General features: G+C 61.7%; 21 protein-coding genes. 13 read left to right on the plus strand and 8 right to left on the minus strand.

Going from position 1 to position 24,104, the window contains the following annotated elements:
- The first annotated feature begins 481 nt into the window (after positions 1-481).
- The 6 genes from ACQ5BM_RS27315 (at position 482) to ACQ5BM_RS27340 (ending at position 5,005) form a co-directional block, all read left to right on the plus strand.
- Positions 482-1,069 carry a hypothetical protein gene (locus tag ACQ5BM_RS27315; protein WP_429818091.1) on the plus strand — a complete coding sequence of 196 codons (588 nt, stop codon included), beginning with the start codon at positions 482-484 and terminating at the stop codon, positions 1,067-1,069.
- 671 nt (positions 1,070-1,740) lie between these two features.
- Positions 1,741-2,451 carry a 7-cyano-7-deazaguanine synthase QueC gene (gene queC / locus ACQ5BM_RS27320; RefSeq protein WP_429818093.1) on the plus strand — a complete coding sequence of 237 codons (711 nt, stop codon included), beginning with the start codon at positions 1,741-1,743 and terminating at the stop codon, positions 2,449-2,451.
- Positions 2,451-2,807 (plus strand): 6-carboxytetrahydropterin synthase QueD, encoded by a 357-nt coding sequence (gene queD / locus ACQ5BM_RS27325; protein WP_429818095.1) that lies wholly within the window; start codon positions 2,451-2,453, stop codon positions 2,805-2,807. Before queC ends, queD begins: the two co-directional genes overlap by 1 nt.
- Complete coding sequence (gene queE, locus ACQ5BM_RS27330; RefSeq protein ID WP_429818097.1) at positions 2,804-3,541, plus strand: 7-carboxy-7-deazaguanine synthase QueE; 738 nt, start codon at positions 2,804-2,806, stop codon at positions 3,539-3,541. The genes queD and queE overlap by 4 nt, the downstream gene beginning before the upstream one ends.
- A 94-nt stretch (positions 3,542-3,635) precedes the next feature.
- Positions 3,636-3,986, plus strand: a complete 351-nt coding sequence (locus ACQ5BM_RS27335; RefSeq protein WP_429818099.1) for a DUF488 domain-containing protein — start codon at positions 3,636-3,638, stop codon at positions 3,984-3,986.
- A 155-nt stretch (positions 3,987-4,141) separates the two neighbouring features.
- Positions 4,142-5,005: an alpha/beta fold hydrolase gene (locus tag ACQ5BM_RS27340; RefSeq protein ID WP_429818101.1), complete on the plus strand. Its 864-nt coding sequence runs from the start codon at positions 4,142-4,144 to the stop codon at positions 5,003-5,005.
- Positions 5,006-5,069: 64 nt separating this feature from the next.
- On the opposite strand, the gene ACQ5BM_RS27345 is transcribed toward ACQ5BM_RS27340, so the two are convergent.
- From ACQ5BM_RS27345 to ACQ5BM_RS27380, 8 genes are all read right to left on the minus strand, one after another.
- On the minus strand, positions 5,070-6,947 hold the full coding sequence (locus tag ACQ5BM_RS27345) for a hypothetical protein (protein ID WP_429818103.1): 1,878 nt from the start codon (positions 6,945-6,947) through the stop codon (positions 5,070-5,072).
- Between the two features lie 314 nt (positions 6,948-7,261).
- Positions 7,262-8,338 carry an ABC transporter ATP-binding protein gene (locus ACQ5BM_RS27350; protein WP_429818105.1) on the minus strand — a complete coding sequence of 359 codons (1,077 nt, stop codon included), beginning with the start codon at positions 8,336-8,338 and terminating at the stop codon, positions 7,262-7,264.
- Complete coding sequence (locus ACQ5BM_RS27355; protein WP_429818107.1) at positions 8,335-10,599, minus strand: glycoside hydrolase family 2 TIM barrel-domain containing protein; 2,265 nt, start codon at positions 10,597-10,599, stop codon at positions 8,335-8,337. The genes ACQ5BM_RS27350 and ACQ5BM_RS27355 overlap by 4 nt, the downstream gene beginning before the upstream one ends.
- Before the next feature lie 8 nt (positions 10,600-10,607).
- Positions 10,608-11,429 carry a carbohydrate ABC transporter permease gene (locus tag ACQ5BM_RS27360; protein ID WP_429818109.1) on the minus strand — a complete coding sequence of 274 codons (822 nt, stop codon included), beginning with the start codon at positions 11,427-11,429 and terminating at the stop codon, positions 10,608-10,610.
- A complete protein-coding gene (locus tag ACQ5BM_RS27365; RefSeq protein ID WP_429818111.1) occupies positions 11,426-12,325 on the minus strand; it encodes a carbohydrate ABC transporter permease in 900 nt (299 codons plus the stop codon). Before ACQ5BM_RS27365 ends, ACQ5BM_RS27360 begins: the two co-directional genes overlap by 4 nt.
- Before the next feature lie 83 nt (positions 12,326-12,408).
- A complete protein-coding gene (locus ACQ5BM_RS27370; protein WP_429818113.1) occupies positions 12,409-13,677 on the minus strand; it encodes an ABC transporter substrate-binding protein in 1,269 nt (422 codons plus the stop codon).
- A gap of 112 nt (positions 13,678-13,789) precedes the next feature.
- Entirely contained in the window at positions 13,790-14,818 is a 1,029-nt protein-coding gene (locus ACQ5BM_RS27375) for a LacI family DNA-binding transcriptional regulator (RefSeq protein WP_429818115.1), read from the minus strand.
- A 141-nt stretch (positions 14,819-14,959) separates the two neighbouring features.
- Positions 14,960-15,844 carry a LysR family transcriptional regulator gene (locus ACQ5BM_RS27380; RefSeq protein ID WP_429818117.1) on the minus strand — a complete coding sequence of 295 codons (885 nt, stop codon included), beginning with the start codon at positions 15,842-15,844 and terminating at the stop codon, positions 14,960-14,962.
- A 91-nt stretch (positions 15,845-15,935) separates the two neighbouring features.
- On the opposite strand from ACQ5BM_RS27380, the gene ACQ5BM_RS27385 reads away from it, so the two are divergent.
- From ACQ5BM_RS27385 to ACQ5BM_RS27415, 7 genes are all read left to right on the plus strand, one after another.
- Positions 15,936-16,844 carry an EamA family transporter gene (locus ACQ5BM_RS27385; protein WP_429818119.1) on the plus strand — a complete coding sequence of 303 codons (909 nt, stop codon included), beginning with the start codon at positions 15,936-15,938 and terminating at the stop codon, positions 16,842-16,844.
- Between the two features lie 217 nt (positions 16,845-17,061).
- On the plus strand, positions 17,062-18,024 hold the full coding sequence (ytfQ, locus tag ACQ5BM_RS27390) for a galactofuranose ABC transporter, galactofuranose-binding protein YtfQ (RefSeq protein ID WP_429818121.1): 963 nt from the start codon (positions 17,062-17,064) through the stop codon (positions 18,022-18,024).
- Positions 18,025-18,160: 136 nt separating this feature from the next.
- Positions 18,161-19,675, plus strand: a complete 1,515-nt coding sequence (gene ytfR, locus ACQ5BM_RS27395; protein WP_429818123.1) for a galactofuranose ABC transporter, ATP-binding protein YtfR — start codon at positions 18,161-18,163, stop codon at positions 19,673-19,675.
- Complete coding sequence (locus ACQ5BM_RS27400; RefSeq protein ID WP_429818125.1) at positions 19,672-20,697, plus strand: ABC transporter permease; 1,026 nt, start codon at positions 19,672-19,674, stop codon at positions 20,695-20,697. The genes ytfR and ACQ5BM_RS27400 overlap by 4 nt, the downstream gene beginning before the upstream one ends.
- Complete coding sequence (gene yjfF, locus ACQ5BM_RS27405) at positions 20,694-21,662, plus strand: galactofuranose ABC transporter, permease protein YjfF (RefSeq protein WP_429818127.1); 969 nt, start codon at positions 20,694-20,696, stop codon at positions 21,660-21,662. The genes ACQ5BM_RS27400 and yjfF overlap by 4 nt, the downstream gene beginning before the upstream one ends.
- A gap of 18 nt (positions 21,663-21,680) precedes the next feature.
- The gene (locus tag ACQ5BM_RS27410; protein ID WP_429818129.1) at positions 21,681-22,409 is read left to right on the plus strand and encodes a FadR/GntR family transcriptional regulator; all 729 of its coding nucleotides are present in this window, start codon (positions 21,681-21,683) and stop codon (positions 22,407-22,409) included.
- 122 nt (positions 22,410-22,531) lie between these two features.
- On the plus strand, positions 22,532-24,049 hold the full coding sequence (locus tag ACQ5BM_RS27415) for an FAD-dependent monooxygenase (RefSeq protein WP_429818131.1): 1,518 nt from the start codon (positions 22,532-22,534) through the stop codon (positions 24,047-24,049).
- The last annotated feature ends 55 nt before the right edge of the window (positions 24,050-24,104 follow it).

The raw sequence follows: 24,104 nt of genomic DNA on the forward strand, positions 1-24,104 counted from the left end.
CAAAGAGTAGTTCGCGGAACGTGACATTGAAATTGGTCGATGGGGAGAATCTAATATTGTAACGATGTTAGCCCTCGGGCCATCACTCAATACAAGTAAGTACATCAGAAACAAAACGAGCCGCTCGTGCAACGCGGCTCATTGTGACAGGCGGTTGATGGATTCTAAAAAGTCAACCGCATAAGGCGAAAGGCGGTTTCACCATGTGTTACCCATAGCGCATCTGGCCCCAAAAATCAATGAGAACTCGGTGTCTATGGCCCCGTTCGCGCTAAAAGTGCGTTCGAACGCTCACCTTTCTTGTTGTCAGCCCGGCCGGAGGGGCATTCGCTCGGATCTGGTACGATCCGGGTCCATGCTCTTCGCACGGGCACTTTCATCTTCGTTGTCGACCTATGGTGGTTCTTAAACCGCCTAAGCCGATGAAATTACACACTTTCATGCCGTATCGCGTGTGCGATACGGCCGGAGGAGAAGCGCGATGGATGCCTTCCTGACCACGTGCGGCTTCAGCGAACCCATCAAACTGAGGCCCAATCCAACAGTACTTAGGTTTCTGAGACAAAACACTGTGTGGATCACGTTCCCGGTTTGTATGGACATTAACCGCGGGATCAGCCAACTCAAGGATAGAAAGCCGCAGAAAGCTCAGCGGCTTGCCGATTGGTGGGCTGCTACGCTTCAGACCTATCCCTATTGCGATGGCATGAGCCCGGCGGCCGCGGAGATTTATGCGGCCATGCAGGTTTGCCGAGGGTTGCGGGACCTTTGGGCCGCGCCCATCCAAGCGCGAAACCCGCGTTGGGGCGGAAATTTGATGATCGCGGCTATATCCTTGGCGGAAAACAAGCCTGTCGCCACCGTATGTGCGAAGAGATTCCTGCAAATCCGCGAGCATTTTCCGCAGTTGCGGGTCTACGGGATCGCCGACGGCTGTTGGCTGGAGCCGAAGCCTCCAACGACAAGAAGTGCGCGAAGCGCCTGGCCAAGTTTCCCGACGCGTTCACCCGCTTTTCCAGCCCTAAGGCTCGACGGTCAAAAGCGTACAGGAGGCGAGGCTCGTCCCTAGAAGGCTCTATCGCCTTTTTTTGGGGGGGGCGGTTTGTGTCGCCCCCCGGCCGATAGCTTAGAGAGGCTCACTTGGGATCATTGCAGACTAACGTCGAGCACAACTGAGGCGATGTGCCGGCTGTCGGAGGACAGCTTTTCTGCCTGTGCCGATAGCATGTGCGCTCGCCAGGCGGCTAACGATCACTCGCTGACAACTCCAGTAGCCGTGACCGAGCCGACTAAGCCGTCCCCAGTGCGTCGTCGCCGGACCCACGGGCACACCTATGCCCTTATCGACCAACCGGTTGATGAGTATTTCTCTCGACAGATCACTTCCCTTGATCGCCAGCAAAATGTAACCCTCCAATTCTTATATGAGAAATGATGATGTACATCGTAGTTTTCGGACGCGCCGGATAACCCAAAGCGCATAAAAGATTTGATCTATTAGATTCTGCTCATTTTTATATTTCCGCGGAAATGGATTTACAACACAGGCCAAAAAAACGTCTTTCTGTGAAACGCCATTCCAAATTCTACAGATGTGTCTTGGGCCATCTGCGTGTCTGTGGGACAAATCCTTTGTCTTCCTACAACAACAACATAACACTTCCCATCGCCCCTGCTTTGTCCTAGAAGGCACCCTGTAATCCGGTCGCAGCCTACCCGGTCAAAACAAGGACACCTATTATGAAGACCATTGTCATCTGCTCCGGCGGATTGGACTCGGTATCGCTTGCCCACAAGGTCGCAGCCGAGCAAGAGCTTGTCGGCCTGCTCTCCTTCGACTACGGCCAACGACACCGCAAGGAACTGGACTTTGCCGCGGCTTGCGCCAATCGTCTCGACGTTCCGCATCAGATCATCGACATCCGCGCGATCGGCGCCCATCTCACCGGATCGGCGCTGACGGATGACGTCGACGTGCCCGACGGCCACTATGCCGAGGAAACGATGAAGGCGACGGTTGTTCCGAACCGCAACGCCATCATGCTCGCCATTGCCTTCGGACTGGCGGCGGCACAGAAGGCGGATGCGGTGGCCGTCGCCGTGCATGGCGGCGATCATTTCATCTATCCCGACTGCCGACCCGGCTTCATCGACGCGTTCCAGGCGATGCAGAACCATGCACTCGATGGCTACGCCAAGGTCGCACTCTATGCGCCCTACGTGACGATCTCAAAGGCGGATATCGTCACCGATGGCGCACGCCATGCGACCCCCTTCGAGGAGACCTGGTCGTGCTACAAGGGCGGCGCCCGCCACTGTGGCCGCTGCGGCACCTGCGTCGAGCGACGCGAGGCCTTCCACCTCGCCGGCATTGCGGATCCGACCGACTATGAGGATCCGGATTTCTGGGTGGCTGCGACCTCGGCATATGCGGCAGAGGAGGTGAAGTGATGTTTCGGATCACCAAGGAGTTCCATTTCTCCGCTTCGCACCAACTGACGAGCCTGCCGGCCGACCATCAATGCGCCCGGCTGCACGGCCACAACTACGTCGTCGAAGTCGAACTCGCTGCCGAGGAATTGAATGTCCACGGTTTTGTCCGCGACTATCACGAGCTGGCGCCGCTGAAGCGCTATATCGACGAGAGCTTCGACCATCGTCACCTCAACGATGTCCTCGGCCACGACCAGGTGACGGCCGAATGTCTGGCGAAGCATTTCTACGACTGGTGCAAGGCGAGGCTGCCCGAAACCTCGGCGGTGCGCGTCAGCGAGACGCCGAAGACCTGGGCGGAATATCGGCCATGACCGGGCCCGGCGAAACGCGCATCCGCGTCAGTGAGATCTTCGGCCCGACGATCCAGGGCGAGGGCATCCTGATCGGCTTGCCGACCGTGTTCGTGCGCACGGGGGGCTGCGATTATCGTTGCAGCTGGTGCGATACGCTGCATGCCGTCGACAGCGAATACCGCGACCAATGGCTGCCGATGACGGTGGAGGAGATCTGGAGCGAAGTGATCCGGCTGTCCGGCAGCAAGCCGCTCACGGTCTCGCTGTCCGGCGGTAATCCGGCGATCCAGCCGCTCGGACCCCTGATCGCGCGCGGGCGAAAGGATGGCTACCGGTTTGCCCTGGAGACGCAGGGCAGTATCGCGAAGGACTGGTTCGCCGATCTCGACGTCCTGGTGTTGAGCCCGAAGCCGCCGTCGAGCGGCATGGAAACGAATTGGCACGACCTCGACGACTGTCTTTTGATGGCGGCGGAAAGGCCTGAGGTGGCGCTGAAAATCGTCGTGTTCGACGAGCGCGACTATGCTTATGCGCGTGACGTCGCGGCTCGTTATCCGCATCTGCCCCTCTACCTGCAGCCCGGCAACCACACGCCGCCACCGCCTGATGACGACAACGCCACCGTCGATATCGACGGTATCATCGACCGCATGCTCTGGCTCGTGGGCAAGGTAACGGAGGATCGCTGGTTCGAGGCTCGCGTTCTGCCGCAGTTGCATGTCCTGCTTTGGGGCAACAGGCGCGGGGTGTGACGCCCCAGCTCCCGGCCGTTGCCAAATACCGGAGCGCGATTGGACAAAGGCCCTGGGCTATGCTCCAACGGTGGAGAATGCGTGGGGGGCGGTCATGCAACTGAACACCAAACGTGTCTACGAGCCGAAAGCAGACAGCGACGGAATGCGCATTCTCGTCGATCGCCTGTGGCCGCGGGGTTTGACCAAGACGGAAGCCGCGGTCGATCTCTGGCTGAAGGAGATCGCGCCAACGACGGAACTGCGCCGCTGGTTTCATGGAGACCAGGGCACCTGGGCCGAGTTCAGCAAACGTTACCTTGCCGAGCTCGACAGTAACCAGGCCGCGGTCGAGCAGTTGCGGAAGCTCATCACCGAAGGCCCAGTGACGTTGCTCTACAGTGTGAAGGACGAGACGCACAATCACGCCGAGCTCCTCAAGGCCCATATGCTGAGGCGAGCATAGAGGTAGCGGACGCCTCGATTCCCCTGCGAGTCACGTTCTACTTGCTGCAATAAAAGCGCGAAATTTTATCGATTGTCGACGTCGGGATGGGAAAGCGCCGCACGTCTTAATCTCGACGGCGGTTTTGGACCGCGCAGACAATAAGGAGATTGAGAATGTTTCGTACCGCTTTGATTGCAGGCGCCCTGCTGATTTTCGGCAGCGCGTTTGCCGAGGCCCAGCCGGTTGGCAATCGCGTCGATGTCAATGGCATGAAGATGTATTACGAGGTCTCGGGCGAAGGCGAGCCGCTGGTCGTGCTGCACGGCGCCTATATGAATATTCCGTCGATGGGCGCGATCATCCCGAAGCTTGCCGAGACTCACAAGGTCTATGCGGTCGAGTTGCAGGGCCACGGCCGCACGACCGATATCGACCGGCCGATCACCTATCCGAACCTGGCTGACGATGTCGCCGCCTTCATGGATGCCGTCGATCTCGAGAAGGCCGATGTCTTCGGCTATTCGATGGGCGCGGCTGCCGGCCTGCAGCTCGCGATCCGGCATCCGGAGAAAGTCAACAATCTGGTGGCCGCATCCGTCGCCTATGATGCCGAGGGCTGGCAGCCGGAGTTCAAGGCGATCATCCCGCAAATGACCGTTGAGATGATCGTCGGCCTGCCCTTTGCCGAAGACTATCGCAAGCTCGCCGCCAACCCGGATGGCTTCCCGGAACTGGCCCGAAAGCTCATCCAGCTCGAAAAGGAGCCGATGGCCTGGGAGGCTGACGTCAAGGCTCTGAAGGCGCCGGTGCTGATCATTGCCGGCGATGCCGACGTGGCGACGCTCGAACACAACGTTGCGCTGTTTCGCCTGCTCGGCGGCGGAGCGATGGGCGACATGGGCAAGCCGCTTGCCGCCTCGCGCCTTGCGATCCTGCCGGCGACGTCGCACACCGCGGTCATCAACCAGACGGATCTCCTGTACGGATTCATCGAGCCTTTCCTGAGGGGCGAGACGCCAAAGGGCATGTTTCCGTAAGTGCGAGACTGCCGCGAGAGCGATGCATGGGTGAGTGACTTCCCCCCATTGTGGAGCGATCGGCCTACGGTTTGTCGCTCCGCAACCGCCATGCGCCGTTGCGGAGAGTAGCGGCCGATTGCCGATAGTGAAGGGCGGAACCGTCGCGGTGTTCCATGAAGGCGCGCGCTTTCGCTGGGGGCGGGACGGCTTCATCGAAGTTCTGCGGCGCCTCATCTGCCGACAGATAGGCGGGCCCCGTCGGCCCATCGTCGATGCGGCCGACAAGATGAACGAAATGAAGCGTGTCCTCGGCAAATCCCTGAAGCTGAGGATCGCAAAGGCTCTCTTCGATCCACGCCAGCATGCCGGTTTCCCCATCGAGCACGGCGATGCGGTGGGGGACCTCCGGCGAGGCCGCATAGGCCACCAGAGCGATGAAATCCCCTGTGGCTGAAATCCTATGGTCGAGCAACCATTCGCCCTCAAGAGCCTGGACACCGAAGGTACAGGTGAAGACATCACAGGACAGATCGGTATCCCGGCGCAGAAAATGCCACCGAATACGCTTCCCGGTATTCAGCGGCGCGCTCTCGATTGATTCCGTGGCGCCCCCTTCGACAAGCGGCAGGCACTGGCGAACAACCGGCTGCGGATAGGTCCGGCCATCGATCTCCAGCGGCGCATGCGCATAGCTGCTGAGCCGCCCGAACCGGCTATAACCAAGTTCCGGCTGAGCCAGCGTCCATCCGACCGCCAAATGGTCCGGATCGAGGGCGGCAAGGCCGTCACGGCTGGCATAGGGGCGGTTCGCGCCGATGTCGTGCCCTTTGGCGATCTCCCGCCATCCGTTCGCTGTTTTCCAGGACCAGTAGCCGCTCTCGTCGCGGTGGTCCTTTCGGTTTGCGAAGCAGGCAAACGCATTTGCATCCTCCCGCCACACGACATCCGGATAGCGCGTCGAGATGAGCAGCCCGCTCGTGACGCCATCGACGACGAGTTCGGCCATCGGGTGATAGAGCGGGTCCAGCGGCGCTTCGAGCGCCATCAGGCTGTCGGGCAGATAGGGAATGCTGGTGATGTCAGGGACTCCCGCCGGGCCGGCAGGCAGCGAGGCTTCGTCGCGGTCGCATATATCGGCCCAGTCCTTTGCGGGGATCTTAAGATCAACGACCGTCACCATCTGTTCCTTTTCGGCGCCGGCGATCAGTTCGGCGATCTGGGCACTGTAGGTCCGGTTCGAGGTGACCGGGCTGTGGCGACCGGTTATCGTCGTTTCGGTGACGAGGTCGATCTCCCAGAATGCTGTCGCATCGTCGCAGCGGTAGAGGATATGGCTGCGGCGATCGTAGATCAGCAGACCCCATTGCCCACGGGAGGGGCTCGGCGAAACGAAGTATTGCCTGTCCGCCGAGAAGCCGGTCGAAGAGCCTGCCCCGAGAATCACGCTGCCATCAGGGAGAAGGTAGTCGCAGATCACGGGGCCGCCCATGGCGATCTCATGACAGGCAAGCACGCGCAGGCTCTCTCCTTCGGGCGTGACCGGAACCGGACTGCCCCATGCGCTGTTGTCGCTGCGCGCGTCAGACTCTGCAGCGGCGATGGGAGGCTCCGGTGTCCGCTCGATCCGCATGTCTGTGCGTTTTTCCCAGAGACTTTGCAGCCAAAGCAGGAGCAGGAAGCAGGCAACGCCGGCGAGTACGGATGCCACCGTTCCGGACATCAGCATTGCAACGGCATAGCTCAGGCCGAAGCAACCGCCGAGCATCCATACGAAGGTATGGTCGACCTTTCCAAAGAGGCGATCTTCGATCCATTCGGCGGCCATGGCGCCGGCCCAATAGGCGATCGCAAACGGCAACGGCAGATAGAGCGGGATCACGAAAGGCACGACGAGGAACGCAAGGTTGAGCACCAGCCGCAGTAGCAGCACGTGTATCGGCTGATCGCTCGGGTCGGTCATGCAGACCGCCGGCAGAGTGCGCGGCTGAAAGCGTCGACAGCTATCGGCTGGCAGTCGACGTCGATGTAGCTGCGATCGGGGCGCACAATCATTATCCGCCGTTCGGTCTGCCCTGCATGCAAGCGACTCGCGCAGGGCGAGCGTTTGATACCAGTCGATACCACAGATTTGCACCAGAAAGCGCACGCCATGTTTTGTCGTCGTATGGCTGGTGACGGACGGGTTCCAACGGGTGCCAACGGGCGCAGTGAATGCGCCCCTTCCTGTCTTCGCCTGGAGCATCCTTTGTGCGTTCATCCGAACGCACGGATACGCTAGCGCAGGCGTCGGCCGTCAGCGTCGAACACCAACGCGACGGCCGGGTCGAAGCGAGCGGCGATGCTGTCGCCGGACTTGAGGCCGCGGCCGTTCTTCGTTTCGATGATGATCAGCTCGCCGTCGCCGTGGCGAGCATAGGCAAAGGTCTCGCCGCCGAGATGCTCGAGTATGTCGATCGTCAGGTCGAGGCTCGCCGGGCCACTTTCGCCGAAATGCTCGGGCCGGATACCGATCGTCACGGTGCTGCCCGGTGCCGCGCCCTTTGCGGTCAGCGGAAGCGTAGCATTGTCGAAGTCCGGAAGACGGACGTGTTTTTCTCCGCCAGCGCCCGCTTCGACGATCCCCTTCAGGAAATTCATCTTCGGCGAGCCGATGAAGCCGGCGACGAAGAGATTGGCGGGATCGTCATAGAGATCGAGGGGCGAACCGACCTGCTCGACCACGCCGCCGCGCATGACGACAATCTTGTCGGCAAGCGTCATCGCCTCGACCTGGTCGTGGGTGACGTAGATGATCGTGGTCGCCAACTTCTTGTGCAGCCTGGCGATCTCGATCCGCATGTGCACGCGCAGTTCCGCATCGAGATTGGACAGCGGCTCGTCAAAAAGGAAGATCTTCGGATGCCGTACGATCGCCCGGCCGATCGCCACGCGCTGGCGCTGGCCGCCGGAAAGCTGCTTCGGCTTGCGGTCGAGCAACGGTCCGAGTTCGAGAATATTCGCCGCTTCGCCGACGCGGCTGCCGATCTCGGCCTTCGGCACACCGGCAAAACGCAGTGCGAAGCCCATGTTTTCTCTGACCGTCATATGCGGATAGAGCGCATAGGACTGGAAGACCATGGCGATGCCGCGCTTCGAGGGATCGACATCGTTCATGCGCTCACCGCCGATCGTGAGATCGCCCGACGTGATCTCTTCGAGGCCGGCGATCATCCGGAGCAGGGTCGACTTGCCGCAGCCTGAGGGTCCGACGAAGACGACGAACTCGCCTGTCTTGATGTCGAGGTCTACGCCCTTGATGACCTCGAAGTTGCCATAGGATTTTCTGACGTTGCTGAGTTGGAGTTCGCTCATGCAGCCGCTGCCTCGTTGGCGATTGCCGAAAGTTCCAGTCTTACGGACCCAAGTCGTGTCGAGGCCACCGCGACCGCGATACCGCCGGCAGCCCCCGTCGTCTCCAGCCAGAAACCGGTCGAGCCACCCTGGAAGACGAGGCGTTCGGGTCCGAGCAGCCGGGCCGGGCCAGTGACGGTGACGTCGACCGCATCGTTGAGGAACGGCAGCACGTTGCCGGCCTGATCGAGCGCGCGCACGATCACGCGGACGCTGTCACGCCCTTCGGCTCTCAGCGTCGCGCTGTCGGCGACGACCTCCAGCGTCGTCGGCACGGGATCGGCGACCATGCGGAGGTTGGCAACGGCCTTGCCGTCGATAAAACCGGTGAAGGCGGCATCTTCCCACTTCATGCCCCAGACGCCGAGTTCGTCCTTGGTGAAGTGGCGATGGTCGATGACGACGGGCGGATGCGGCAGATGCGGGAAGTTCTCCCGGTCCGGACCGACGCGCTTCACCAGCGAGCCGTATTTCAGTTCGATCTCGTCGCAATTGGTGAGCACGATCAAGGGCAGCACGCCGCCGATGTTGCGCTCGCCGCGCGCCCAGAAGGTCACCGGCTTCATCACCACTTCCTCCGACGGTTCGCACTGGCTGGCATAGACATAGGCCGCGAATTTCGGCTGGCGGAACATGTCCATGACGCCGTGATAGCAGATCCGGTCGCCGGAGCCGAAGTCCTTGTGGGTGTTGTAGTCGAACATGCACCAGCCGATGGCGCCGGAAATGCTTGGGTCGCCATGGGCGGCGTTCAGCACCTCCAGGTGCCGGCGCACGTGCTCGGCCTGCCGCTGCTCCTGGTCGTAGATCTTCGTCGGAAACATGTGGCCGCCGAATTCGGTGATGAGATAGGGCACCTTGCGATTGAGCCCGGTGCATTCCTGCTGCGGGCGCAGCGCCGTGCGCGGGCGGTTTGCGCCGGGCAGTTCCTCGTTGCCGAGAATGAAGTCGTTCATCGTGTAGACGTCTTCCAGGTATTCGCTGTCGGTGATGTAGCGCACGCCGCCGGTCTGCCGCGTCGGGTCGAGTTCACGGGCGAGCCGGTTGGTTTCGACGTAGAAGTCATGCGAGTCCTGCGATTCATTGATGCGCACGCCCCAAATGATGATCGAAGGATGGTTCCAGTCGCGCTCGATCATGCGGCGGACGTTCTGGGTCGCCTCCTGTTTCCACGCCTCGCCGCCGATATGCTGCCAGCCGGGGATTTCCTCGAACACCAGCAGGCCGATGCGGTCGCAATGGTCGAGGAACCATTTGGACTGCGGGTAATGCGAGGTCCGCACCAAATTACAATGCAGCGTGTTCTTCAGCATCTCCGCATCGCGTTCCTGTGCCGTGCGGCCCATGGCATAGCCGACATAGGGGAAGGCCTGGTGGCGGTTGAGGCCGCGGATCTTTAGCGGCCGGCCGTTGAGCTTGAACCCATCCGTGGTGAACTCCGCCGTGCGGAAGCCGAAGCGCGAGGAGAGGCGGTCGCTGCCGCGATCGCTGCGCAGTTGCACTTCGATTTCATAGAGGACCGGATCGTCGATATCCCAGAGCGAAAGTCCGGTGAGGCCGGTCATCTCCAGCGCGATGCTGTCACCCCGGGTTTCGGTGACGGCTTCCGCCAAAACCTTGCCGTTCGCGTCCTTGAGGAGCGCCGTGACTGCGCCGGCGAAGGCCAGTCCTTGCGGATTGGCGAGATCGCAGCGGATCGAGACGGACTTGGTATCGCTGAGTGCGTCGCGGGTCTCGATCTTGATATTGGCGACCGAAACCGCGTCGGTGACCTTCAGCCACACGTCGCGATAGATGCCGGCATAGGTGAGATAGTCGATGCGGCCGCCGAAGGGCGGGATCTCCGAGTTCTCGCTACCGTCGATTTTGACCGTGATCAGGTTGTCTCCCTCTCGCAACCTATCCGTCAGCCGCGCCTCGAAGGGCGTATAGCCGTCCTTGTGGGCGACGATTTCTTCGCCGTTGAGGTAGACGACGGCGTCGGCCATGGCCGCGTCGAAGATGAGCGAGACTTCGCGGCCATGGAACTCTCGACGCCAGGTAAGCACTTTCTGATAGGTGAAGGTGCGTTGATAGGAGGTCTCGTCGAAATAGTTGAAGGGCAGTTCCACCGCATTGTGCGGCAGGCTGACGGGCTTGCCCGCCCGCAGACGGCCTGCTTCCGTGGCGGCGAAGCCTTCGGAGAAGACCCAGGTGTCGTTGAAAGAGCTAACAGAACGCATGATCATTCCTATTTGACTGAGCCCAGCATTCCCTGGACGAATTGGCGTTGCATGAAGAAGAAGACCGCGAGCGTGGGAAGCGTCGCGAGGATGGTGCCGACCATGACGACGCCGTAGTCGGGATAGTAGGCGGAGGCGAGCGAGGAGATGACGAGCGTGATCGTCTTCGTCTCGTTCGACTGCAGCACGATCAGCGGCCAGAGATAGTTGTTCCACGCCGTCATGAAGACGATGATGAAGGCCGCCGCATAGGTCGAGCGCATCACCGGCACGTAGATGTAGAGGAAGATCTGCCATTCCTTCAGCCCGTCGACCTTGGCCGCGTCGCGAAGCTCCGACGGGAACGCCTTGGTGCATTGGCGAAAATAGAAGACGACGAAGGCCGAGCCGATCGACGGCAGCACCACGGCGAGATGCGTGTTGATGAGGCCCGCCTTGCCCATCATGATAAAGAGCGGGATCATCAACGCGGCAAACGGGATCATCATCGTCAGCAGAAGAGCGCTGTAGATCCGGTCGCGACGGCGTGAGCGGAACATCTCGAAGCCGTAGCCGGCAAGCGACGATACGGCGAGCGTCAGCGCTGTCGCAAGAATGGCGATCTTGGCCGAATTCCAGAAGACCAGCGGCGCGTTCACCTGGGTGAAGAAGGTGCTGATATTGGTGGCAAGCGCGCTTCCAGGCAGCATTTTGCCTTTGATGATGTCGATCGACGAATTGGTGGCACCGAGCAGCATCCAGACGAATGGGAAGATCGAGAGAAACGCCATCAGCCCGACGAAGCCGTAGGTGACGATGGTGCTGACGATGCGTGCGGATCCGTTGTTCATCGGTCGCGCTCCCGTGCCGCGAAGAACTGAAGGCAGGCGAGAAGGGCGACGAGCACGACGATTACATAGGAGACCGTCGCCGCATAGCCGAAGTTCGGCATGAAGCGGAAGGTCAAGTTGTAGATGTAGAGCGACAGCGTCAGCGTCGCATTCGACGGCCCGCCCTTGCCTTCTGTCAGGTTGTAGACCTCATCGAAGAGCTGGATCGTGCCAATGGTCGAGATGATCGTGGTGAACAGGATGACGGGCTTCAACAGCGGGATGGTGATGTGGGTGAAGCGCGCCCAGGCAGGCACCCCATCGATGCGCGCGACCTCATAGATCGACTTGTCGATGTTCTGCATCGCCGCGAGGTAGAAGATCATGTTGTAGCCGGTCCAGCGCCAGGTGATGGCGATGATGACGAGCACCTTCGCCCAGAAGGGATGCGTCAGCCACGGGATCGGCGAAGCGATGATGCTGACCGCCGCGAGGGTCGAGTTGACGATTCCGTCGAGCGCGAACATTCCTTTGAAGAGAACGGAGTAGGCGACGAGCGAGGTGACGCAGGGCAGGAAGATGGCGGTACGGAAGAAGCCGCGGCCGACGAGCCTCGGATTGTTGAGCAATGACGCGAGGATCAGCGCCAGGAGGATCATGATCGGCACCTGCACGACGAAATAAGTCATCGTGTTGGTGAGCGCCTTGATGAAGACCGGATCGTTCCACAGACGGACGATGTTGGCGAAACCGGCGAACTTCAGCATCATGCCGCGGCCGGACTGGAACGACATCCAGAGCGACCAGAGGATCGGGTAGATCATGAAAAGGGCGATCAGCCCGAGCGCCGGCGCGACGAAGAGCCAGCCATCGATGTTGTAGTATCGGCCGATGCCGCCGCGACGTGCGAGAGCCATCATCATCCTCATGGATAGCAGGAGCCGTTGGCCGTGGCATACGCCGCCACGGCCGGGAATAATGCAGACAATCGCCGTGGCGATTACTGCACCTGTGCGCTGACCTCGGCGTCGATCGCCTTCAGGATGTCGTCGACGGGCGTTCCCTGCTGCAGCGCCGGAAGCTGTGCGGTGACGGCGGTGTCCGCCTCGTTGGTGAAGACGCCGTAGTTGACCGAGGGAACCTTCGCGAGCCAGTCGGAGAAGTTCTGCCAGACCTTTTCGCCGCCAAAGAAGGCATCGGCCTCGCCATAGGCCGCACCGCCGCGCGCGGCAAGCAGCGAGCCGACGGCGCCACGGTCCTGCAGGATCGTCTGGTAGAAATCGACGTCCTTGGCATAGACCGCGTTGAGGAAATCGATCGCCTCGGCCTTCTCGGCCGAGCTTTCAAGCACGTACCAGCTCGATCCGCCAAGGTTGGAGGCATGCGTCGCGCCATCGATCGAAAGGGCCGGGATCGGTGCCACGCCCCACTTGCCCGATTGATCCGGCTGCGCCTTGACGGTGCCGGTGATCCATACGCCGGTAATGACGGTGGCGACATCACCCGAGGTGAAGGTGCCGACCCAGTCGGACCAGCCGGCGGCCGGCTTGTAGATATTGGCCGACATGATCTTGCCGACCGTCTCCAGCGCCGCCTTCAGTGCGGCGTTGCCGGTGATGTTTGCCTTGCCTTCCTTGTCGAAATACCATTGGCCGGCCGATTGCATGATGATGCGGACTAGGCCGGCGTCGGTCGGATCGAGACCCATCATCTTCTTGCCGGTCTTAGCTTCGACCTGTTGGCCGATCTCGATGAAGCGATCCCAGGTGAGATCCTGCATGTCCTCGGGCTTGAAGCCAGCCTGCTCCAGATAGTCCTTGCGATAATAGAGGCCGGTCACGCCGGAATCGAAGGGCATGCCGTAGACCTGGCCATCCAACGTCATCAGCTCGACCTTGTAGGGAGCGAAGCCGGAATAATCGACCGTGCCGGAGAGTGGCGCGAAGGCGCCGGGAAAGGATTGAAGATATTTCTGCGCGCCGTAGTCTTCGATCAGCACGATATCGGGAAGCGCATCCGCCGTACCGGACGAAAGACCGGTCTGCAGCTTCTGTTCGACGTCGGCCTTGGCGAAATCGACGATGTTGAAGGTGACGTCAGGGTGCAACTTGGTATAGCGCGCGCCGGCCTCCTTCATGATCGCGACGTTGAAGTTCGGATCCCAGCACCAGACCGTGATTTCCTTGGCCTGCGCTGAAGTCACCGCCAACAGGCTGGCCCCCGCGAGCGCCACGGCGGCAAAGCGCGGCAGATAGATACGCATGTCCATAGTTTCCTCCCTCGATTTTCGTTCCCCGAGACATTCCTCCGTGTCTCGGCGCGGAGTATTTCGCAAAACTCTGAAGAAGGCAATATTTCAGTAAATTTTTACCAGGCCATTTTTACACGCCCGCAATCGTGCTCCCGGCGGCCGTGCTGCCGCGCCAGACGATCTCCGTTCCGAGCAGCACCTTCTTGGCGACGTCACGTCCTGAAAGCCGCTCGATCAGCAGGTCGACGGCCGTCTCGCCGATGATTTCCGCCGGTATCTTGACCGTCGAAAGCGGCGGGCCGAGAAACTGCGCGACCGGAATGTCGTTGAAGCTTGCCACGGCGACACCCTCCGGAATCTTCAAGCCCATCTCGTGAATAGCGCGATAGGCGCCAATCGCCATGTTGTCGTTGCAGGTGATCAGGATCTCAGGCCGGTTGGGTTTCGACAGCATGGCCTTTGCCAACGTGTAACCGCTGTCCGGCGTCAGCTTCTCGACCATGCAGAGGTCCGGGTCGTAAAGTCCTGCTTTCGTCATCCAGTTGATGAAGGCGCGGCAGCGGCGTTCGGAATGGATGTCGTCCTTGTCGCGAAAGGCGTCGATCCAGCCGAGGAAGCCGATGCGGCGGTAACCCATGCCGTGAACGCCTTGCAGCAAGCGATTCATTGCCACGGAGACATCGCTCATCACGCTATCGTCGATGTCGTCGTCAGGCGCGAAGTCGGCAAAGACCAAGTGGCGGCTGTGGCGCCGCAACCAGTGAACCTCTTCGCCATAGTGGTGACCGACGGCAACGACGCCGTTGGCGCCCTGGAGGATCGCCGCCTCCGGCAGGTTGCCGTTGTGGAAGACTTTGACCACCTCGATTTTCAGCGCCTGGCAGCGGTTTTCGATCCCGAGCCGGACGCCGACATAATAGGGGTCGATCAGTTCCTGGGCGGGCTGAAGGAAATGTACCAGCGCGAACTTCAGGCCCTGCATCGGGCCCGCGCCGCGACCGCGATTGCGTGGCGTCGCGTAGTTCAGCGCCTCGGCCGTTTCGATGATCGCCTGACGCTTTTTCGTGGAGATCGAAAGAGTCGGATCGTAATTCAACACCCGCGAAACCGTTGCCGACGAGACCCCGACAGCCGAAGCGATTTCCTTTATTGTGACCATGTCCTGCTTCCTGCCTGCCGCCGCCGGCCCGGTTTCGGGCACGGTGCAATCTTTATTTAGTAAAATTTTGCCTCGAGATTTTCAATCTCTGGGTTGCGCCGGGGCCGTATTTCGTTCTGGGATCGGAATGCAATTGAGATGCTATGACTGAGCCGTTGCCAGGGCTTCTGCCTGAAGCTCATCGGAGAGGAATTCCCAGAGCGCTGCAACGGGCTGCGACGAGAGCCCCTGGTCGTCGGCAGCGAAGAGGCCGAGTTCGATCATCGGAGCCGGCGGCAAGCCTTCATTGGCGCCAAGGATCTTCATTGTGTTTGGGCGGATGTTGAGATCCAGCAGAACCGCAATACCAAGGCCGGCTTCGATCATCGACTGGATCGAGGCGAGGCTGGCGCTCGTCAGCACCGTGCGCCACGGCCTTTTGCCGCAGTTCAGCGCTTCGATCATCTTCTGCCGCCAGGTACAGACCCCGTCGAAGGTGACCAGCGGCAGGGGACCTTCTTCCGACATCGCGAAACCGCGTGCGGCGACCCAGCGGAGCGGCAGCCGCCAGGCGAGGATCGGCCGGCCATGAATGAGAGCGGGGTCGCCGATCGCGACATCGAGCTCGCCCTGCGACAACTTCTCCGAAAGCACGGTGCTTTCGGAGACCGTCAGCTCGAGCGCCACGTTTGGATGACATTCGGCGAAGCGCTGCAGTGCCCTTGGCAGCGAGCCGACGGCGATGTCCTCGATCATGCCGAAGCGGATCGGACCGTGGACCGATCGGCCGGCAAGCGCCCTCCTTGCGCCCGTACTCAGGCCCAGCATTTTCTGGGCGTAGGGAAGCAGCACATGCCCGGCTTCGGTGAGGTCCATGCCCCTTGTGCTGCGGTTCAACAACCTGGCGCCAAGATCGTCCTCCAGTCGGCGCAATTGCATGCTGACGGCGGCCTGGGTCCGCGCCAGCCGCTGGGCGGCACCGCTGACACTGCCGCATTCGGCGGTGACGACGAAGGCCCGCAACAGGCCGATGTCCAGATCATGCATATAACGTTCCTTTATAGAGCCATCACAACTATTAGAGTTCATTATTGTGCCGAAGTTGCTATGTCCGTTCAAGCCCAACAGGAGAACGGACATGGCGGATACCGAAACGGCAACGGCAACGGCAGATAGCGGCTGGAGCGGGCCGGCAACGGTGCCGGATTCGGCCGGGCGAGTGTCCATAGCGATCGCCTTTTGCCTCCTGTCCATGTCGAGCGTGCAGTTCGGTGCCGCACTCTCGAAGTCGGCCATGCAAAGCCTTGGCACCTTTGGCGCAACTTGGCTGCGGGTCTCCTGGGCGGCCGCATTCCTGCTGCTCCTCGTCCGGCCGCGCTTCTTCAGTTACACGCGGTCGCAGTGGCTTACGGCGCTTTCGCTCGGCGCCATGATGGCGATGATGACGCTCTGCTTCTTCGCGGCGATCGAACGGATTCCGCTCGGGCTTGCCGTAGCAATCGAGTTTCTCGGCCCCCTGACCGTCGCGGCGATATTTGGCGGTCGCGGTTGGCGCCTGCTTTGTCCAGCGATCGCGGCGGCCGGCGTGCTGTGCCTCTCCTGGGACGGTTCGGCGTGGGTGGCGGATGCGCGCGGGCTGCTTTTCGCCTTCGGCGCTGCGATCGGCTGGGGCGGTTATATCGTGCTGATGAAGCATGCCGGCCAAAGCTTCAGGGGATTGGAGGGGCTTGCCGTTTCGCTCTTGTTTGCAGCACTCGTCGCAACCCCGTTCGGTGTCGGCCAAGTGCAATCCGGCTTCTCCTTCGACCTGCTGCTGGTGACGGCCGGGCTCGCCGTTCTGGTGCCGTTGCTCCCTTACGCGCTCGAATTCATGGCGCTCCGCCGCATGCAGCCGTCGGCCTTCGGCATCCTGATGAGCCTCGAGCCGGCTATCGGCGCCGGCGCTGGTTTCATCGTCCTTGGCCAGGCGCTGTCGCTCAACCAGATCTTCGGCGTCGCACTCGTGATGCTCGCCAGTGCCGCCGGGACCGTGCTGGCAAAAGCCTAGCGCCCTAGCGGCAGGCGTTTTTCTCGTTGGTCAATCCTGCGAAACTTCCGCTGCCGCTTGCGGGCGGGACGGCTGACCCGCGTTCAGCCGTCCCGCGAACTCAATGAAAATTCTTTCACGTCCAGCGCGCCAGATGAAAAGTGCCCGTTTACAAAAGTAATATTATATGATTTTTTCTCGATGGCTGCTTGGAGGCAGCTTTCTTTGGGAGGAAATCATGAAAATCGCCAAGGCACTTGCGGGTGCAACGATCCTTGCTGCCTGCACGTTCGGCAGCGCTTCCGCGGCCGATCTGGTCGTCGGCTTTTCGCAGATCGGCTCGGAGTCCGGCTGGCGCGCCGCCGAGACGACGCTGACCAAGCAGCAGGCCGAGCAGCGCGGCATCGACCTCAAATTTGCTGATGCGCAGCAGAAGCAGGAAAACCAGATCAAGGCGGTCCGCTCCTTCATCGCGCAGGGCGTGAATGCCATCCTTCTTGCGCCGGTCGTCGCCACCGGCTGGGACGAGGTGCTGCAGGAAGCCAAAGACGCGGAAATCCCGGTCATCCTGCTCGATCGCACCGTCGACGCCTCGAAGGAACTCTATCTGACGGCGGTAACCTCCGACCTCGTGCACGAGGGCAATGTCGCCGGCAAATGGCTCGTCGACACCACGGCCGGCAAGCCCTGCAATGTCGTCGAGCTCCAGGGTACGACCGGATCCTCGCCGGCGATCGACCGCAAGAAGGGCTTTGAACAGGCGCTGTCCGGACATGACAACCTGAAGATCATCCGCAGCCAGACCGGCGACTTCACCCGCACCAAGGGTAAGGAAGTGATGGAAAGCTTCCTGAAGGCCGAGGACGGTGGCAAGAACATCTGCGCACTCTACGCCCACAACGACGACATGGCCGTCGGCGCCATCCAGGCGATCAAGGAGGCCGGCCTGAAACCCGGCAAGGATATCCTTGTCGTCTCGATCGACGCCGTGCCTGACATCTTCCAGGCGATGGCCGCGGGCGAAGCCAATGCCACGGTCGAGCTGACGCCGAACATGGCCGGCCCCGCCTTCGACGCGCTTGCCGCGTACCAGAAGGATGGCACGGCACCACCGAAGTGGATCCAGACGGAATCGAAGCTCTACACGCAGGCCGACGAGCCGCTGAAGGTCTACGAGGAAAAGAAGGGCCTCGGCTATTGATGTCGGCCGTGGCCCGCGCCCTTCTCGTGCGGGCCACGCTCCTTTCCTGAGATACTTTCCGGATGAAGAGTGCCGCTTGCCGCGGCTAAGCTCAGCTTCTCGTCCGGCAGATACCCGCATCGCGGAGACGGTATCGATGCAGACCAGTGATCACATTCTCTCGGCGATCCGGATCGAGAAGGCCTTCCCGGGCACAAGGGCCCTCGACAAGGTCGATTTTCACCTCCGGCGCGGAGAGGTCCATGCGCTGCTTGGCGAAAACGGCGCCGGCAAGTCTACTCTCATCAAATGCCTGACAGGCGCCTATCGCCGCGACGGCGGCGCCATTCTGCTTGACGGCACGGAGGTCGACCCCCGCGACACGTTCGAGGCCCAGACGCTCGGTATCGGCACGGTCTACCAGGAGGTCAACCTGCTGGCGAACCTGACGGTTGCCGAAAACCTCTTCCTCGGGCGCCAACCGCGCCGCTTCGGCATGGTTGACGTTGGCGCCATGAACCGGCGTGCGCGGGAGCTGCTCGCCGACTATGAGCTCGACATCGACGTCACCCGCGATCTCGCAAGCTATTCGGTGGCGATCCAGCAGGTCGTCGCCATCGCCCGTGCCGTCGATCTCTCGGGCAAGGTGCTGATCCTCGACGAGCCGACGGCAAGCCTCGACGCGCATGAGGTGGCGATGCTCTTTCGCATTGTCCGGCGCCTCAAGGCCCGCGGGCTCGGCATCGTCTTCGTCACCCACTTCCTTGAACAGGTCTACGAGATTTCCGACCGGATCACGGTGCTCAGGAACGGGCAGCTCGTCGGAACCCGTGAAACTGCCAACCTCGACCGTCGCGAGCTGATCGCGATGATGATCGGCCGCGAACTGGCAGCAGAGATTCACGCGCCACGCGCGCAAACCTCGGAAGGGCCCCTGCGCTACCGGTTCCGAAACTATGGTCGCAAGGGTCGCGTCCGTCCCTTCGACCTCGATGTCCGTGCCGGTGAAGTTGTCGGCATGGCTGGCCTGCTCGGTTCCGGACGGACGGAAACAGCGGAGCTTCTCTTCGGCGCCCATCCTGCCGATAGCGGTCAGGCGGAGATCGACGGCCATGCGGCCGATCTCTCATCGCCGCGTGCCGCCATCCGGCACGGGTTCGGCTTCTGCCCGGAGGATCGCAAGACATCAGGCATCATCGGCGATCTCTCGGTGCGCGAGAACATCGTGCTCGCGCTGCAGGCGCGCCGCGGCTGGACACGGCCGATCTCGCGGGCGGAACAGAATAGGCTGGCGGACCACTACATCCGCGCGCTCGATATCCGCACCGCCGATCGGGAGAAACCGATCAAGCTTCTATCCGGCGGCAATCAGCAGAAGGCGATCCTGGCGCGCTGGCTTGCGACCGAGCCCGAATTCCTGATCCTCGACGAGCCGACGCGCGGCATCGACGTCGGCGCTCATGCGGAGATCGTCAAGCTCATCGAGGCGCTGCGGGAGAAGGGGCTGTCGCTGATCGTCGTCTCGTCGGAGATCGAGGAACTGGTCGCCTACAGCACGCGGGTCATCGTGCTTCGGGATCGCGCCCATGTCGCCGAACTCGACGGCAACCGCATCACCACCCACGAGATCGTCGAAGCGATCGCCGCAACCAATGAAAGGAGGGCGTCGTGACGTCGTTCTTCCGGCTCTATCTGAACCGGTTGCTGCCGCAACTGATCGCGCTTGCCGTCATCGTCGTGGCGGTTTCGCTCGTGTTTCCCGGCTTCCTCAGTCTGGAAATCCAGAACGGCCGCCTTTATGGCAGCCTCGTCGACATCCTCAATCGTGGCGCGCCCGTCGTGCTTTTGGCGATCGGCATGACTGTTGTCATCGCCACCAAGGGCATTGATCTTTCGGTCGGTGCGGTGATGGCGATCTGCGGCGCCACCGCTGCCGCCGCGATCACCTCCGGCCACTCGCTCGCCGGAACGCTGCTGATCACGCTTGCCGTCGGTATGCTTTGCGGTCTTTGGAACGGGGTGCTGGTCGCGGTGCTCGACATCCAGCCGATCATTGCCACATTGGTCCTCATGGTCGCCGGGCGGGGGATTGCCCAGCTTATCACCGAGGGCGCGATCCTGACCTTCAATGATCCCGGCCTCATCTTCATCGGCAGCGGTTCCTTCGCGGGCCTGCCGATGCCGGTCGTGATCTGGCTGGTCTTCGGGGTGCTGATCGCCATGCTCGTCAGGCGGACGGCGCTCGGCATGCTGATCGAGGCGATCGGTGTCAATCGTCAGGCGAGCACGCTGTCCGGCGTGCTAACGCCCGTCCTGCTGATCGCCGCCTATGTTCTTTCCGGTCTCTGCGCCGCCATTGCCGGGATCATTGCCGCCGCCGACATTCGTGGCGCCGATGCCAACAATGCCGGGCTCTGGCTCGAGCTCGATGCCATTCTCGCGGTCGTCGTCGGCGGCACGTCGCTGCTCGGCGGACGCTTCAGCATCGCCGCATCGGTGCTCGGCGCGATCATCATCCAGGCGATCAACACCGGCATTCTTCTCTCCGGCTTCCCGCCAGAGTTCAACCTGATCATCAAGGCCGCGATCATCGTCGCCATCCTGGTGCTTCAGTCGCCGCGGTTCCGCACCGCCTTTGCCTTCCTCGTCCCGGCGCGCGGTGCGAGCAAACCGAGCGAGCGAGCTGCAAAATGAAGCCGAAACATCTTCCGCTGATCGCGACGCTCGTAATCTTTCTGCTCGGCTATGCGCTTTGCGTCGCGCAATATCCGAACATCCTGTCCACGCGGGTGATTGGAAACCTTTTGACCGACAATGCCTTCCTCGGCATCGCGGCCGTCGGGATGACCTTCGTCATCCTCTCGGGCGGCATCGATCTGTCCATCGGTTCGGTCATCGCGTTCACCGGCGTTTTCCTGGCTGTCGTGCTGGAACACAGCAGCATCCACCCGCTCGTCGCCTTTGCGATGGTCCTCGCGATCGCGACACTTTTCGGTGCCGCGATGGGTGCGATCATCCACTATCTTGAGATGCCGGCCTTCATCGTCACGCTCGCGGGCATGTTTCTCGCGCGTGGCATGGCCTTCGTGCTGTCGATCGATTCCATACCGATCAAGCATCCATTCTACGCGACATTGAAAGGGCTCTACGTCAAACTGCCCGGCGGTGGACGCATCACGCTGATCGGCGGGCTGATGCTGCTTGTCTTTGCGATCGGCATTCTCCTGGCGCATCGAACCCGCTTCGGCACCAATGTCTATGCGCTCGGCGGAGGTACGGCCACGGCGCGGCTCATGGGCGTTCCGGTTGCGGCAACGACCGTCAGGGTCTACGCGCTCTCGGGGCTGCTTGCCGGGCTGTCCGGCATCGTCTTTTCGCTCTACACGTCCGCCGGCTACTCCCTTGCGGCCGTCGGTGTCGAACTGGACGCGATTACTGCGGTCGTCATCGGCGGGACACTTCTGACCGGAGGCTCCGGTTTCGTTGCCGGCACATTTGTCGGCATCCTCATCCAAGGCCTGATCCAGACCTACATCACTTTCGACGGATCGCTGTCGAGCTGGTGGACCAAGATCCTGATCGGCCTTCTGCTCTTTGCTTTCATCCTCTTGCAGAAGGGCATCATCTACGTCTCGCGTCATCGCCGACAGCCGGCGTGACCAGGCAAGGATCGTGCGATGTGGCCATTCTTCCAGCCGCCGCGCAAGAGGACGAGCCACCGGCTCGTCGTTGAAGAGCTCGGCCAGGCGGTCGTCGCAGGGGAATTCGCCGTCGGCGCCATTCTGCCCGGAGACGTGGAGCTTGCGGCGCGCTTCAACGTCTCCCGCACGGTTTTGCGGGAAGCAATGAAGACGCTCGCCGCGAAGGGGCTGGTCGTCGCGCGCGCTCGCATCGGCACACGCGTGATGCCGCGGGCGAATTGGAACCTTTTCGACGGCGACGTGCTTTCCTGGCATTTCCGGGCCGGTGTCGATGAGGAGTTCCTGCGCCACGTCACTGAGGTCCGTCTCGCTTTGGAGCCCTATGCGGCCGGGCTGGCTGCGCGGCGCGCCTCCGACGCCGATATCTCCCATATGATGCGGCTGGCGGTCGCCATGGGCGATGCCGGGCACAGCGCGCAGACGCTGGCCATTGCCGATCTCGAATTCCATCTCCGCCTGCTCGAAGCGTCGCTCAATCCGTTCATGCAGACGGTGGGCAGCTTGATCGAGGCGGCGCTGATGGGCGTTTTCCGCTTGACCAACGCGGCCACCGATGGTGCCGAGATCGATCGTGTCGCCGTCGCACATATCCGCATCGTCGAGGAAATCCGCCTCCGCAACGAGGAAGGTGCACGAAGCGCGATGGAGCATGTGATCCGCGTGGGGCAGCAACAGTTGATCGCAAATTTGCGGGTGCGCGACTGACCCGGAGGGGAGCGCCGGACGCCTCGCAGACGCGTGGCCACAAGGCATTTTTTGCGCGGCTTGGCTTTGTCCTTCACCTGTGCGTAGGCTGCCGCTGCGGGTGAAGGCGAGCGGAGAACCGGGTGACGGAACAGGATGTGCTGATCGTCGGCGCTGGGCCGACGGGGCTGGTGCTTGCCCTCTGGCTGACCGCCCAGGGGGTGAAGGTCCGTATCATCGACAAGAACACTGGTCCCGGCCCCACGTCGCGGGCGATGGTGGTGCATGCCCGCACACTCGAGCTCTATCGCCAGCTCGACCTGGCAACGCCGATGATCGAAGCGGGGCACTGCAACCCATCGGTCAACCTTTGGGCCAAGGGCAGGGCAAAGGCACGAATCTCCTTCAGTCCGACCGGTGCGAGGCTGACGCCCTATCCATTTGTCCTGGTCTATCCGCAGGATCATCATGAGCGGCTGCTCGCCGCACGGCTGGAAGCTCTGGGCGTCAAGGTCGAGCGGCAGACCGAGCTTGTTGGCTTCCAGGACGCCGACGGCCGGGTGAGCGCGCATCTTCGGCTGCCCGACGGCAGCGAGGTGGTCTCAATTGCGCGATATCTCGCGGGTTGCGATGGCGCGCGCTCGCTGGTCCGGCACACGCTCGCGACCGGTTTTGCAGGCGGCACTTACAACCAGACCTTCTACGTTGCCGATGTCGAGGCCAGTGGTCCTACTGCCAATGGCGAGTTGCATATTTCGCTCGACAGCAGCGACTTTGTTGCGCTGCTCGCCTACGCAAAGGGTCGCGGCCGTTTGATCGGTCTCGTCCGCGACGAACGGGAGGACGCGGACAGACTCACCTTCGAGGATGTCAGCCACCGGGCGATCAGCGGCCTGCGGCTTACAATCGACAGGGTCAATTGGTTCTCGACCTATCGCGTCCATCATCGCGTCGCTGATCGTTTTCGACAGGGACGCGTTTTCCTGCTGGGTGACGCTGCACATGTGCACAGCCCCGTCGGCGGCCAGGGCATGAACACCGGCATCGGCGATGCGATCAATCTTGCCTGGAAGCTTGCGGCCGTGTTGGCGGGACAGGCGCCCGACAGCCTGCTCGACAGCTATGAACGCGAGCGCATCGGCTTCGCGCGCCAGCTCGTCGCGACCACTGACCGGCTGTTTACCTTCGTGACTGCCGAAAGCCGTTTCGCGGACGTCTTGCGTGTCGAGATCGCTCCGATTCTGGCGGGTATCGCCTTTCGCATCGGCCGTGTTCGCGAGTTTCTGTTCCGGATACTCTCGCAGACCCAGTTGAACTATCGCGGTGGCCCCTTGAGCCGCGGCACGGCCGGCGGGGTGACGGGTGGAGACCGGCTTCCCTGGGTCGATGAGGCTGGCCTCGACAACTATCAGCCGCTCATCGCCATCACCTGGCAGGTGCATGTTTATGGCACGCCGCGCGACGAGATGAGAGATTGGTGCGAAGCGCGCGGCGTGCCGCTCCTTGTGTTCCCATGGACCAGGGCGCACGGGACGGCAGGTTTGGCCGCGGATGCCGCCTATCTCCTGCGGCCGGATAATTACGTGGCGCTCGCCGCTGAAAAGCAGGCATCCGAGCTATTCGATGCCTATCTCGCGGAACAAGGGATCAGCCTGTCCTGACGGACAGACGCACAACAGAGCCGGAACGTTCCGAAGGCGGTTTTCCGTCAGGTTT

The sequence above is a fragment of the Ensifer sp. B1-9 genome, assembly GCF_050474445.1.
GTDB lineage: Bacteria > Pseudomonadota > Alphaproteobacteria > Rhizobiales > Rhizobiaceae > Ensifer.

Coding starts and splice junctions, on each gene's coding strand:
- ACQ5BM_RS27315 (WP_429818091.1), top strand. CDS start 482: ATGGATGCCTTCCTGACCACGTGCGGCTTCAGCGAACCCATCAAACTG.
- queC (WP_429818093.1), top strand. CDS start 1,741: ATGAAGACCATTGTCATCTGCTCCGGCGGATTGGACTCGGTATCGCTT.
- queD (WP_429818095.1), top strand. CDS start 2,451: ATGTTTCGGATCACCAAGGAGTTCCATTTCTCCGCTTCGCACCAACTG.
- queE (WP_429818097.1), top strand. CDS start 2,804: ATGACCGGGCCCGGCGAAACGCGCATCCGCGTCAGTGAGATCTTCGGC.
- ACQ5BM_RS27335 (WP_429818099.1), top strand. CDS start 3,636: ATGCAACTGAACACCAAACGTGTCTACGAGCCGAAAGCAGACAGCGAC.
- ACQ5BM_RS27340 (WP_429818101.1), top strand. CDS start 4,142: ATGTTTCGTACCGCTTTGATTGCAGGCGCCCTGCTGATTTTCGGCAGC.
- ACQ5BM_RS27345 (WP_429818103.1), bottom strand. CDS start 6,947: ATGACCGACCCGAGCGATCAGCCGATACACGTGCTGCTACTGCGGCTG.
- ACQ5BM_RS27350 (WP_429818105.1), bottom strand. CDS start 8,338: ATGAGCGAACTCCAACTCAGCAACGTCAGAAAATCCTATGGCAACTTC.
- ACQ5BM_RS27355 (WP_429818107.1), bottom strand. CDS start 10,599: ATGCGTTCTGTTAGCTCTTTCAACGACACCTGGGTCTTCTCCGAAGGC.
- ACQ5BM_RS27360 (WP_429818109.1), bottom strand. CDS start 11,429: ATGAACAACGGATCCGCACGCATCGTCAGCACCATCGTCACCTACGGC.
- ACQ5BM_RS27365 (WP_429818111.1), bottom strand. CDS start 12,325: ATGGCTCTCGCACGTCGCGGCGGCATCGGCCGATACTACAACATCGAT.
- ACQ5BM_RS27370 (WP_429818113.1), bottom strand. CDS start 13,677: ATGGACATGCGTATCTATCTGCCGCGCTTTGCCGCCGTGGCGCTCGCG.
- ACQ5BM_RS27375 (WP_429818115.1), bottom strand. CDS start 14,818: ATGGTCACAATAAAGGAAATCGCTTCGGCTGTCGGGGTCTCGTCGGCA.
- ACQ5BM_RS27380 (WP_429818117.1), bottom strand. CDS start 15,844: ATGCATGATCTGGACATCGGCCTGTTGCGGGCCTTCGTCGTCACCGCC.
- ACQ5BM_RS27385 (WP_429818119.1), top strand. CDS start 15,936: ATGGCGGATACCGAAACGGCAACGGCAACGGCAGATAGCGGCTGGAGC.
- ytfQ (WP_429818121.1), top strand. CDS start 17,062: ATGAAAATCGCCAAGGCACTTGCGGGTGCAACGATCCTTGCTGCCTGC.
- ytfR (WP_429818123.1), top strand. CDS start 18,161: ATGCAGACCAGTGATCACATTCTCTCGGCGATCCGGATCGAGAAGGCC.
- yjfF (WP_429818127.1), top strand. CDS start 20,694: ATGAAGCCGAAACATCTTCCGCTGATCGCGACGCTCGTAATCTTTCTG.
- ACQ5BM_RS27410 (WP_429818129.1), top strand. CDS start 21,681: ATGTGGCCATTCTTCCAGCCGCCGCGCAAGAGGACGAGCCACCGGCTC.